11 protein-coding genes are annotated in these 11968 nt (G+C 74.4%); 6 read left to right on the forward strand and 5 right to left on the reverse strand.

Annotated features, from left to right (window positions below; all coding sequences use genetic code 11):
- The first annotated feature begins 395 nt into the window (after nucleotides 1–395).
- A complete protein-coding gene (gene yczR / locus OTB16_RS12800; protein ID WP_267720240.1) occupies nucleotides 396–1883 on the forward strand; it encodes a MocR-like transcription factor YczR in 1488 nt (495 codons plus the stop codon).
- Between the two features lie 19 nt (nucleotides 1884–1902).
- Here the strand turns inward: yczR and OTB16_RS12805 are convergent, their stop codons facing one another.
- The 3 genes from OTB16_RS12805 to OTB16_RS12815 all read right to left on the reverse strand — a co-directional run bounded on the left by OTB16_RS12805 (nucleotide 1903) and on the right by OTB16_RS12815 (nucleotide 4344).
- Complete coding sequence (locus OTB16_RS12805; protein WP_267720241.1) at nucleotides 1903–2370, reverse strand: hypothetical protein; 468 nt, start codon at nucleotides 2368–2370, stop codon at nucleotides 1903–1905.
- 130 nt (nucleotides 2371–2500) lie between these two features.
- Nucleotides 2501–3130 carry a response regulator gene (locus OTB16_RS12810; protein ID WP_267720242.1) on the reverse strand — a complete coding sequence of 210 codons (630 nt, stop codon included), beginning with the start codon at nucleotides 3128–3130 and terminating at the stop codon, nucleotides 2501–2503.
- Nucleotides 3127–4344 (reverse strand): sensor histidine kinase, encoded by a 1218-nt coding sequence (locus tag OTB16_RS12815; protein ID WP_267720243.1) that lies wholly within the window; start codon nucleotides 4342–4344, stop codon nucleotides 3127–3129. Before OTB16_RS12815 ends, OTB16_RS12810 begins: the two co-directional genes overlap by 4 nt.
- A 134-nt stretch (nucleotides 4345–4478) precedes the next feature.
- Here OTB16_RS12815 and OTB16_RS12820 point away from each other — a divergent pair, with 134 nt between their 5' ends.
- Nucleotides 4479–5564, forward strand: coding sequence for an ABC transporter permease (locus tag OTB16_RS12820; RefSeq protein WP_267720244.1), 1086 nt, complete (start codon nucleotides 4479–4481; stop codon nucleotides 5562–5564).
- Nucleotides 5561–6253, forward strand: a complete 693-nt coding sequence (locus tag OTB16_RS12825) for an ABC transporter ATP-binding protein (protein ID WP_267720245.1) — start codon at nucleotides 5561–5563, stop codon at nucleotides 6251–6253. The genes OTB16_RS12820 and OTB16_RS12825 overlap by 4 nt, the downstream gene beginning before the upstream one ends.
- A gap of 97 nt (nucleotides 6254–6350) precedes the next feature.
- On the opposite strand, the gene OTB16_RS12830 is transcribed toward OTB16_RS12825, so the two are convergent.
- Nucleotides 6351–7157 (reverse strand): IclR family transcriptional regulator, encoded by an 807-nt coding sequence (locus OTB16_RS12830; RefSeq protein WP_267720246.1) that lies wholly within the window; start codon nucleotides 7155–7157, stop codon nucleotides 6351–6353.
- 337 nt (nucleotides 7158–7494) lie between these two features.
- Here OTB16_RS12830 and allB point away from each other — a divergent pair, with 337 nt between their 5' ends.
- Nucleotides 7495–8829, forward strand: coding sequence for an allantoinase AllB (gene allB, locus OTB16_RS12835; protein ID WP_383913399.1), 1335 nt, complete (start codon nucleotides 7495–7497; stop codon nucleotides 8827–8829).
- 2 nt (nucleotides 8830–8831) lie between these two features.
- On the forward strand, nucleotides 8832–9944 hold the full coding sequence (gene alc / locus OTB16_RS12840; RefSeq protein ID WP_267720248.1) for an allantoicase: 1113 nt from the start codon (nucleotides 8832–8834) through the stop codon (nucleotides 9942–9944).
- 106 nt (nucleotides 9945–10050) lie between these two features.
- Here the strand turns inward: alc and OTB16_RS12845 are convergent, their stop codons facing one another.
- Nucleotides 10051–10782: a 3-oxoacyl-ACP reductase family protein gene (locus tag OTB16_RS12845; RefSeq protein WP_267720249.1), complete on the reverse strand. Its 732-nt coding sequence runs from the start codon at nucleotides 10780–10782 to the stop codon at nucleotides 10051–10053.
- 217 nt (nucleotides 10783–10999) lie between these two features.
- Here OTB16_RS12845 and OTB16_RS12850 point away from each other — a divergent pair, with 217 nt between their 5' ends.
- Entirely contained in the window at nucleotides 11000–11617 is a 618-nt protein-coding gene (locus OTB16_RS12850; protein ID WP_267720250.1) for a dihydrofolate reductase family protein, read from the forward strand.
- Nucleotides 11618–11968: the final 351 nt, after the last annotated feature.

An 11968-nucleotide genomic window follows, 5' to 3' on the forward strand; every position in this document is an offset into this window, starting at 1 on the left:
GGGCCGGGGCCGGGCTTGGAGCCGGAGCCGGAGCCGGAGCCGGAGCCGGAGCCGGAGCCGGAGCCGGAGCCGGAGCCGGGGCCGGACCAGGTGTGGGGTGAGGGGTGCGATGACATGGCACCGATTCTCGCTCCTCGGCCGCAGCGCCCCGCCGCCCACCGCGCCCGGCGTGCCCCGTGCGTGCCCGCGCCCCCGGCCCGGCCAGAGCGCGGCGTACGGCGGCCAGCGCGGCCCCCACGCGCAGCGGCTCGGAGATCCGGTTCTCGCCGGCGGCAAGCAGGGCGCGCTCGTCACGGTCGGTCAGCATTTCGGCTTCTCCTTGCCAATCGGGGACCAATGAGGCGAGTCTGGTCCCGGATTGGCCTGGACGGCAGAGCCAATCGGGGGAGGTTGGCATGGGATACGGCCGAGTGGTCCACACCGCGGACAGAATCATCGGCAGCCGCCAGCTGGCGGCCCTGCTGCCGGCCGAGGTCCTGGCCCGCCCCGGCTACCGGGCCCTCGCCGACGCCCTGCGCACCCTCGTCCTCGACGGCCGCGTCGCCCTGCACGTACGGCTCCCCGCCGAACGCGAGCTGGCCGAAGCGGTCGGCGCCAGCCGGGCCACCGTCACCGGCGCCTACGACCTGCTGCGCGAGAGCGGCTACGTCCGCAGCCGGCGCGGCTCCGGCACCTGGACCGAGCTCCCCGACGGCCACGCCCCGGTCGGCGCCCACGCCCTCCTCGGAGCGGGCGGCCAGGGCGCCGGCGACGACCCCGGGATCGACCTGGCCATCGCCGCCATGGGCGCCCCGGAGGACGCCCTCACCGACGCACTGGCCTGGGCCGCGCCCCGGCTCCCGGCCCTGGCCCGCACCCCCGGCTACCACCCGTTCGGCCTGCCCGACCTGCGGGCGGCGGTCGCCGAGCGGTTCACCCGGCGCGGACTGCCCACCCGGCCCGAGCAGATCCTGGTCACCGCCGGGGCGCAGCAGGCCTTCTCGCTGGTCGTCAGCCTGCTCTGCCGGCCCGGGGACCGGGTCCTGACCGAGAGCCCGACGTACGCCAACGCCCTCGACGCCCTGCGCCACGCGCGCCTGCGCACCGGCTCCATCGCCGTCTCGGACGCGGGCTGGGACATGGAGATCGCCGAGTCCACCCTGCGCCAGACCGTGCCCCGGCTGGCCTACACGATCCCCGACTTCCAGAACCCGACGGGCGCCCTGATGCCCCCGGAGCAGCGGCTGCGGCTGCTCGCGGCCACCCGGGCCACCGGAACCTGGCTGGTGGTGGACGAGACCATCGCCGACATCGCCCTGGACGTTCCCGCGCCCCCGCCGTTCGCCTCGCTCGCCCCGCGCGGCGGCGCCGACCACGTGATCACCATCGGCTCGCTCAGCAAGACGCACTGGGGCGGGCTGCGGGCGGGCTGGATCCGGGCCACCGCGAAGATGGTCACCGAGCTGACCGCCGTCAAGGTCGCGGCCGACATGACCTGCTCGGTCCTCGACCAGCTTCTCGCGCTTCCGCTGATCGCCGGCCTGGACCGGTCCCTGCCCGCCCGCCTGGCGCAGCTGCGGATCCAGCGCGAGGCGCTGGTGCGGTCGCTCCAGCGGCACACCCCTGAGTGGTCCTGGCAGCCGCAGCCGGGCGGGCTCTCGCTCTGGGTCGACCTCGGCGAACCGGTCAGCTCCGCCCTCTCCGAGCGGGCCGCCGCCGCCGGGGTCCACATCGGGCGGGGTGCCCGCTTCGGCGTGGACCCGGGCACCTTCGAGCACCGGCTGCGCATCCCGTACACGCTCCCCGCCGACCGCCTGGACGAGGGCGTACGCCGTCTCGCGAGCGCCTTCCACGACGGGATCCCGCTCACCCCGGCGGTGGACCGCCCGCACTGGGTGGCGTGAGCGCCCGCGGCGACACCCCCTACGGCCGCCCGCGGAAGTACGCGTTCGCCGCCGGACGGAACATCAGGGCCACCGCCGTCAGGACGGCGGCCAGGTGGACCGTCCGGCTCGCGCCGAATACGAGGTCCAGCGCGTCCGCCCCCGACAGGGCCGCCGGAAGCGAACCGCCGTCCAGGAGGTACCCGAGCGGTTCCACGACCAGGGAGGCCGTGCCGAGGACCCCGAGGCCGGCGGCCAGGGCGATCCGGGCCCAGCGGGCGCCCGAGCGCATCCGGAAGGCGGTCAGGACGGCCACGGTGAACACGGTGAGGCGCACGGCCAGGCCGACGCCGGCCTCTTCCCCCGGAGCCCGGGCGATCATGAGGGCGGTCTCGAAGGCGCCGGCCGCGACCGCCGTGAGCCACAGGGCCCAGGCGGTGGAGACCTCGGCGGGCGGCCGTACGCCGGTCGCTGCCGGACGGGTGGCGGATCTCTGTACGGCGGACATGGCGGCTCGCTTTCCGGTCGGGGACTCCACACCCCCATGCTCCCGGCGCGCCGGGCCCCGCACCCGCCTGCGGCCCGGTGTCCGCGCCCTGGTGCTGGCCCCCCTGCGGCCCCGGACCCGTGCAGAAGACCTACGGGGTGCGGATCAGCCGGCGGCCGCCCGCCGCCGCCACCGCCGAGGTGCGGGAGTCCACGCCGAGCTTGGCGTAGATGTGGACCAGGTGGGACTTGACGGTGGCCTGGCTGAGGAAGAGCTTCTTGGAGATCTGCTGGTTCGACAGGCCGTCCGCGACCAGCTGGAGCACCTCGAGCTCCCGCTTCGTCAGGGCCTCCGCCGGGGTCCGCATCCGGTCCATCAGGCGCAGCGCCACCGCGGGGGCCAGCGCCGACTGGCCCGCGGCGGCCGTCCGAACGGCGGCCGCCAGCTCTTCCGGCGGAGCGTCCTTGAGCAGGTAGCCCGAGGCTCCGGCCTCCACCGCCGCCAGGATGTCGGCGTCCGTGTCGTACGTGGTCAGGACCAGCACCCGGGGCGCCCCCGGCCGGGCCGTGATCAGCGCGGTGGCCGCGGAACCGTGCATGCCGGGACCGAACTGGAGGTCCATCAGGACCACGTCGACCGGGGTGGCCGCCGCCAGCTCCACCGCCCGCTCGGCGGTCGCGGCCTCGGCGACCACGGCGAAGCCGGGCTCGGTGTCCAGTACCGCGCGCAGCCCGGCCCGTACCACCGGGTGGTCGTCGGCCAGCAGCAGCCGGATCGTCATCGCAGGACCTCCGCGGCCAGGGGCAGGGTGACGGCCACGGCGGTGCCCTGGCCCGGGTCGGACTCCACGGTGAACAGCCCGCCCAGCGTCTCGGCCCGCGAGCGCATCGCCGGCAGCCCGAAGCCGCCGTCCCCGGAGGCCGCGGCCGAGGAGGGCTCGAAGCCCTGCCCGTCGTCCACGACGTCCAGGGTGACCGAGGCGTCCATGAAGGTCAGGGTGATCTCGGCGCGCCCCGCCCGCGCGTGCCGCACGACGTTGGCCAGCGCCGACTGCGCGATCCGCAGCAGGGCCACCTCGTACGGGGTGGGCAGCACGCGCGGGGCGCCGCTGAGGGAGAACCGCACCCGCGGCCCCGGAACCCCCGCGCACAGCCGCTCCAGGGCGGCCGCGAGGGAGCCGTGCTCCAGGTCCGGCGGGGTGAGGGCCCGTACGAAGCTGCGCGCCTCCGCCAGGTTCTCCTGGGCCGCCCCGCGGGCCCGTGCGATGTGGGCCAGCGCCGCCGCGTGCGCGGCGTCGCCGGCCGTTGCGGTACGGCCCTCCGCGAGGGCCCGCTCGGCCGCGCGCAGCAGCAGCTGGATCGAGGACAGCCCCTGGGCCAGGGTGTCGTGGATCTCCCGCGCCAGGCGCTCCCGCTCGGCCAGGATCCCGGCGCCCCGCTCGGCCGCGGCCAGTTCGGCCCGGGTGGTGATGAGCTCCTCGATCAGCTCGCGGCGCCGCTCGCTCTCGCGGTACAGCGCCTGGTAGCCCAGTACGGTCGCCACCGCCACGGCCCCGCCCAGCAGCGGTCCGAGGAACGCCCCCGGGGTGGCGGCGTCGCTGTGTACGAGGAACCCGCCGATCGCCGCGCAGGCCGTCGCCGCGACCGCCGCCACGCCCCAGCGCAGCCGCAGCAGGTGCAGCTCCAGAAAGTACAGCGGGAAGGCGATCCACAGGCCGTCGGGGGAGACCGCGAGCAGCGCCGCCCAGGCCGCGCCCAGCCCGGCCAGCCAGAGCGCCCCGGCGCGGGGCGAACGGTGCACGGCGGGCGCCCGTACGCCGGCCGCGTACACGGCGGCGAGCAGCGCGCACGCGGCGAGCACCCACCCGGCCCGGGGCGCGGCGTCGGCGAGGGCGCGGCCGGCGGCCAGCGCGAGCAGTCCGAAGAGCAGCGCGTGCAGGCACAGCCGCAGGACGCGGGAGACGGGGGTCAGGGAGCGGGATTCCGGAGCAGGCATGGCCGGACCAGCGTAAGCGGGCGGCCGCGGGTCCCGGTCAACCGAAAGATTGATGTCTGGGCCGTCCCTTCGGTACGAGGATCACTACTGTGGCGCGATGCCTTGTGCCCACGCGGAACACCAAGGTGGGGGACATGTTCGTCGCATGGAGAGATCTACGGTTCGCCAAGGGCCGGTTCGCCCTCATGGGCTCGGTGGTCCTGCTGATCACGCTGCTGGTCGGCCTGCTGTCCGGGCTCACCTCCGGACTGGCCCGGGAGAACATCTCGGCCGTCACGGGACTGCCCGCCACCCACCTGTCCTTCGCCGCGCCCCCCGGCGGCCAGAAGGTCTCGTTCACCAACTCCCAGATACCGGAGAAGGCCTGGCTGGCCTGGCGCGCCCGCCCCGGGGTGAAGTCGGCCGAACCGGTCGGCATCCGCACCACCAACGCCGTCTCGGGTGAGCGCACCGCCGCCGTCTCCGTCTTCGGCGTCGAGCCGGGCGGCCGGGTCGCACCCCGCGGCTCCGGCCTCACCCAGGGACAGGTAGTGCTGACGGAGAAGGCCGCGAAGGAGCTCGGCGGGCTCGCCGCCGGGGGGAAGCTCAGGATCGGCCCGCTCGAACTGACCGTCGCGGCCGTCTCCGCCGCCGCGGCCTTCAGCCACACCCCGGTGGTGTGGATGGACCTCAACGACTGGCAGCGCCTCGGCAACCCCGGAACCTCCCTCGACACCCTCGCCACCGTCATCGCCCTGGACGCTCCCGGCGCGGTCACCGCCGCCGGCGACGGGGCGGCCGGGACCCGGACCCGGAGCGTCGACGACGCTCTGGGGGCCATCGGCTCCTACACCTCGGAGAACGGTTCGCTCCAGCTGATGCGCGGCTTCCTGTTCGCCATCTCCGCCCTCGTCATAGGCGCGTTCTTCACGGTCTGGACGATCCAGCGCAGCGGCGACATCGCCGTCCTGAAGGCACTCGGTGCCTCCACCCCCTACCTGCTCAAGGACGCCCTCGGCCAGGCCGTGGTCATGCTCGCCGTCGGAACGGGGCTCGGTACGGCACTCGCCGCCGGACTCGGGGCGCTGATCAGCGGCGGCGACGTGCCCTTCGTGCTCGACGCGGCCACCGTGCTGGTCCCCGCCGCGGTCATGATCGCGCTCGGCGCGCTCGGCGCCGCCCTGTCCGTCCGGCGGATCACCGCCGTAGACCCGCTGACCGCCCTCGGGAGCGTCCGATGACCCTGCTCGTCCACGACGTCACGCTCACCTACCCCGACGGCGACGGGCGGCTCACCGCCCTGGACGCGGTCACCCTCGACGCGCCCGCCGGTACGCTGACGGCCGTCATGGGCCCGTCCGGCTCCGGCAAGTCCAGCCTGCTGGCCGTCGCCGCCACGCTGGTCACCCCGGACGCGGGGCGGGTGGTCGTCGCGGGCCGCGACACCGCCCGGCTGAGCGCCGCCGAGAAGTCCGCGCTGCGCCGCGAGGAGATCGGCATCGTCTTCCAGCAGCCCAACCTGCTGGCCTCGCTCACCGCTGCCGAGCAGCTCCAGGTGATGGCCCACCTCTCGGGCCGGCCAGCCGCGCGGCTGCGCCGCCGGGCCCTGGAGCTGCTCGACGCGGTGGGCCTGGCCGACAAGGCCGGCAAGCGGCCCCACCAGCTCTCCGGAGGCCAGCGCCAGCGCGTCAACATCGCCCGCGCCCTCATGAACGAGCCCTCGGTGCTGCTGGTCGACGAGCCGACCAGCGCCTTGGACCACGAGCGCGGCGCGGCCGTGCTCGACCTGCTGGTGAACCTCACCCGGGAGCGCTCCACGGCGACCGTGCTGGTCACCCACGACCACGCCCACCTGGACCGGATGGACCGTACGGCCACGATGGCCGACGGCCGCCTCACGCAGAGCCCGGAGCCGGCCGCGGCCCGCTGAGACGGCGTACAAACCCGGCGCCGCGACGGGGGGGCGTACGCGAAAGCCCCGGCTCCCCCGTACCGGAGGGGGCCGGGGCTTTCGCGTACGCAGTCGGTCAGGCGGGAGGGTTCTGGGTGGACAGGGCGACCGACAGCTCGGCGGCGATGCCCTGGAGGATCGGCACGATCGAGTCGGTCAGTGCCTCGGTCACCCGGCCGGCCGGGCCCGAGATGGAGATCGCGGCGGCGGTCGGCGAGTTCGGCACCGAGACCGCGAGGCACCGGACTCCTATCTCCTGCTCGTTGTCGTCGACCGCGTAGCCCACCTTGCGGACCTGTTCCAGGGCCTCCAGGAAGCCCTCGGGCGTGGTGATGGTCTTCTCGGTCGCGGCCGGCATCCCGGTGCGGGCCAGCAGGGCGCGCACCTCGTCGGCGGGGGTGTAGGCGAGGAGCGCCTTGCCCACGCCGGTGGAGTGCGGCAGCACCCGGCGGCCCACCTCGGTGAACATGCGCATGGAGTGCTTGGACGGCACCTGGGCGACGTAGACGATCTCGTCGCCGTCGAGCAGGGCCATGTTCGCGGTCTCGCCGGTCTCCTCGACCAGGCGGGCGAGGTACGGCCGGGCCCAGGTGCCCAGCAGCCGCGACGCGGACTCGCCGAGGCGGATCAGGCGGGGGCCGAGGGAGTACCGTCGATTGGGCTGCTGGCGTACGTAGCCGCACGCCACGAGGGTGCGCATCAGGCGGTGGATGGTGGGCAGCGGCAGGCCGCTCGCGGCGGAGAGCTCGCTGAGGCCGACTTCGCCCCCCGCGTCGGCCATGCGTTCGAGCAGATCGAAGGCGCGCTCAAGGGACTGGACGCCACCGCTGGCGGCGGTGGGCTTCGCGGAAGCGTCGGTGGTGCTGGCGCTGGACGTCGGCACGGGCGCGGTCCTTTCGGTGCTGGCAGGCAAGGAAGCAGCCTACCGGTCGGTCAGCGTCGGCCCTAGGCCAGGGGAGCCGCCGTCCCCGCCGGTCAGAGGCGGTTTGTCCTGGTGGCGGACATCCTTCCGGAAGTTGCCCGCCCGCTCCCGGTGGTGGTAGCTACATTCTGTATCGTGAAATCTTAATTCCATCCTGTGGAAACATCCAATTGCGGTCCAGGTGCGTCAGTGGTCCGTCCGGGCGCTCTTGACTGGTCAGGGATCGCCGTGAAGACTCCGTCAACAGAACGTTGAATTTCGCTCTGTGGAAGTAGATGGGGAGGTTCCGGTGTCCGACGTGGCTGTGGAACTGGTACTGCGCTCGACACGCGTCATCACCCCCGAGGGGACGCGCGCCGCCTCGGTGGCCGTCGCCGGCGGGAAGATCACGGCCGTGCTGGCACACGACGCCGAGGTGCCGGCCGGAGCCCGGCTGGAGGACTTCGGCGACGACGTCCTGCTCCCCGGCCTGGTCGACACCCACGTCCACGTGAACGACCCCGGCCGCACCGAGTGGGAGGGCTTCTGGACGGCCACCCGCGCCGCCGCGGCCGGCGGCATCACCACGATCCTCGACATGCCGCTCAACTCCCTGCCGCCCACCACCACGGTCGACAACCTCCGCGTCAAGCAGGAGGTCGCCCGCACCAAGGCGCACGTGGACGTCGGCTTCTGGGGCGGCGCCCTCCCGTCCAACGTCAAGGACCTGCGCCCGCTCCACGACGCCGGGGTCTACGGCTTCAAGTGCTTCCTGTCGCCCTCCGGCGTGGAGGAGTTCCCCGAGCTCGACCAGGAGCAGCTGGCCACCTCCCTCGCCGAGATCACCGGCTTCGGCGGCCTGCTGATCGTGCACGCCGAGGACCCGCACCACCTGGAGTCGGCCCCGCAGAACCCGGGCCCCAAGTACGCGGACTTCCTCGCCTCCCGCCCCAGGGACGCCGAGAACACCGCGATCCAGAACCTGGTCGACCAGGCCAGGCGGCTGAACGCCCGCGTCCACGTGCTGCACCTGTCCTCCAGCGACGCGCTTCCGCTGATCGCCGCGGCCAAGGCCGAGGGCGTCCGGATCACCGTCGAGTCCTGCCCCCACTTCCTCACCCTCACCGCCGAGGAAGTCCCGGACGGCGCCACCGAGTTCAAGTGCTGCCCGCCCATCCGCGAAGCCGCCAACCAGGACCTCCTGTGGGACGCCCTCGCCGACGGCACCATCGACTGCATCGTCTCCGACCACTCGCCCTCCACGGCGGACCTGAAGACCGGCGACTTCGCGACCGCGTGGGGCGGCATCTCCTCCCTCCAACTGGGTCTCCCGGCGATCTGGACCGAGGCGCGCGGCCGCGGCCGTTCCCTGGAGGACGTCGTGCGCTGGATGTCCACCGCCCCGGCCGCCCTCGCCGGCCTGGCGCAGAAGGGCGCGATCGAGGCCGGCCGCGACGCCGACTTCGCCGTCCTGGCACCCGAAGAGACCTTCACCGTGGACCCCGCGGAACTGCACCACCGCAACCGGATCACGGCGTACGCGGGCAAGACCCTGCACGGTGTCGTGAAGTCCACCTGGCTGCGCGGCACGCGGATCGCGGACCACGGCACCCCGACCGAGCCCACGGGCCTCCTCCTCGAAAGGCAGAACTGACAGTGGCGATTGCGACCTTCACCGGCAATGCGAACCCGTACGGAGGCGGCGACCCGTACGCGGACTACCGCACCGCGGACTTCCCCTTCACCCAGTACGCGAACCTCGCCGCCCGTGAGCTGGGCGCCGGTGTCATCGAGGCCAACGACGAGTTCTTCGCCCAGCGCGAGAACCTGCTGATCTCCGAGGCCGCGCACTTCGACCCCGAGGACTTCGGCCACAAGGGCAAGGTCATGGACGGCTGGGAGACCCGCCGCCGCCGCGGCGTCTCCGCCACCCAGCCCTGGCCGACCGCCGAGGACCACGACTGGGCGCTCGTCCGCCTGGGCGCCCCCGGCGTCATCCGCGGCATCATCGTCGACACCGCCCACTTCCGCGGCAACATGCCGCAGGCCGTGTCGGTCCAGGGCGCCGCGGTCGCGGGTTCCCCGACCGCGCGGGAGCTCCTCTCCGACGACGTGAAGTGGACGACCCTCGTCGAGCGCACCCCGGTCGGCGGCCACGCGGCCAACGGCTTCGAGGTGAACGTCGAGCAGCGCTTCACGCACCTGCGCGTCAACCAGCACCCCGACGGCGGCATCGCCCGCCTGCGCGTCCACGGCGAGGTACGCACCGACCCGAAGTGGCTCGCCGCGCTGGGCACGTTCGACGTCGTCGCGCTGGAGAACGGCGGCTCGGTCGAGGACGCGTCGAACCGCTTCTACTCGCCGCCGGCCAACACCATCAACCCGGGCCGCTCCCGCAAGATGGACGACGGCTGGGAGACCGCCCGCCGTCGCGACAACGGCAACGACTGGATCCGCTACCAGCTCGCCGCCGAGTCCGAGATCCGCGCCGTCGAGATCGACACCGCGTACCTCAAGGGCAACTCGGCCGGCTGGGCCTCGCTGTCCGTCAAGACGGGCGAGGACGGCGAGTGGACCGAGTTCCTGCCGCGCACCCGCCTGCAGCCGGACACCAACCACCGCTTCGTGCTCGACGCCCCGGCGGTCGGCACGCACGTCCGGATCGACATCTTCCCGGACGGCGGCTTCTCCCGGCTGCGCCTGTACGGCTCGCTGACGGAGGCGGGCACCGCCGCCCACGCCGCCCGCCACCAGGAACTGGGCGGCTGACGCCTCCCGCCCGCGAACGCCCCGGGGGCCGACACCCCCGGGGCGCACACGGCCCGAAGGGGCGCACCGCCCGGCGGTGCGCCCCTTCGGTGCGTCGCGGGCCGGGCTACGCCGCGTGGCCGCCGTCGACCGAGAACTCGGCGCCCGTCACGTACGCGGCGTCCGGGCCCGCCAGGAACGACACCACGGCCGCCACCTCCCGGGGCGTGCCGAAGCGGCCGAGGGCCGTCAGCGCGGCCTGCGGGCCGGCGTACGGGCCGTCCGCCGGGTTCATGTCCGTGTCCACCGGTCCCGGGTGCACGATGTTCGCGGTGATGCCGCGCCCGCCCAGCTCCCGGGCCAGCGCCTTGGTCAGCCCGGTCAGCGCCGACTTGCTCATGGCGTAGAGCGTGCCGCCCGGCCCCGGCACCCGCTGGGTCATGCAGCTGCCGATGGTGAGGATCCGCCCGCCCGCGCCGAGCCTCGGGGCCGCCGCCCGCGTGGTGAGGAAGACGCCCCGGACGTTGACCGCCAGGACGTGTTCCACGTCGGCCGTCGTCAGCTCCTCCAGGGGGCCGAGCACGCCGACCCCCGCGTTGTTGACGAGGACGTCGAGCCGGCCGAGCTCCCGTACGGTCCGCTCCACCGCCCCGGCGGCCGCCTCCGGGTCGCCCGCGTCGGCCCGGACGGCGAGTCCGCGCCGCCCGGTCGCCTCGATCCCCTCCAGTACCGCGGCCGCCTCCTTCTCGCCGGTCCGGTAGGTGAAGGCGACGTCCGCGCCGTCCTCGGCCAGCCGCAGGGCCGTCGCGGCCCCTATGCCCCGGCTGCCGCCCGTCACCAGTGCCACTTTGCCGTTCACGGTGTTCTCCCTCGTTCGCCCGTCAAGTGGTTGCGTGTTCAATGAGATGGGATACCGGAAGCGGGCGCTGGCGGGAATCGGACGTGGCGTTCACGCGCGCCGCACCGATGAGTCACGGAATCGCGGGAAGTCTGAACCGGAGCGGTGGCCACCGGGCGGTGACCCACCGGGCAGTGATCCACCGAGCAGTGACGTACCGAGCCGGGAGCGCAGAGCCATGGGCAAGCTGACCCTCACCACCTTCCTGACCCTCGACGGCGTGATGCAGGCCCCGGGCGGGCCGGACGAGGACCGCAGCGGCGGGTTCGACTACGGCGGCTGGCTCGCGCCGTTCGCCGACGAGGGCATGGGGGAGTTCATGACCGAAGTCTTCGGCCGGGCCGGCGCCTTCCTGCTCGGGCGCCGCACGTACGAGATCTTCGCCGGGTACTGGCCGCGCCACACCGATCCCGCCGACCCGATCGCGAGCCGCCTCAACGGCCTGCCGAAGTACGTGGCCTCCACCACCCTGAAGGAGCCCGCCTGGGCCGGTACCACCGTCATCGACGGCGAGCAGCTGCAGAGCGAGGTCGTACGGGCGAAGGACGCCACCGAGGGCGAGCTACAGGTCCACGGCAGCGGGGCACTGGCCCAGTGGCTGCTGGCCCGCGACCTCGTGGACGAGCTGAACCTGCTCGTCTTCCCGGTGTTCCTCGGCGCCGGCCGACGGCTGTTCCCGACGGGCGGCCTCCCCACGGCCTGTGAGGTCACGCACTCCCGCACCACCTCCGCCGGCACGGCCATCCACACGTACCGCCCCACGGGCCGCGCTGCGTTCGGCACGATCGGCGAGTGACCCGCGGTCGCCCGGACACGGACGGGCCGCAAGGCCCGGCCGGAGGCACCGACCGGCCGGTCCCGTACGGCGCCGGCCCGGCCCGGTGCGGGTCGGTGACCCGCGGTCCGCCGGACGCGGGCCCGCTTCGAAGCCCGGGCGGAGGCATAGGCCGGGCGGCCGGTCCCGTACGGCGCCGGCGGGCCGGCCCGGCCCGGCGGCGCCGTCCCGTACGCCGCCCCGCCGCCCCGGCCCCGCCCCCGGCCCCGCCGCCCCGGCCCCGCCCCCGGCCCCGCCCCCGGCCCGGCCCTCGCGGCCGGCCCGCAAAACGGTCGCCCGCCACGAGCCGCTCCGGTAGCGTGGCCGCGCACC

This window comes from Streptomyces antarcticus (genome assembly GCF_026627255.1).
GTDB lineage: Bacteria > Actinomycetota > Actinomycetes > Streptomycetales > Streptomycetaceae > Streptomyces > Streptomyces antarcticus.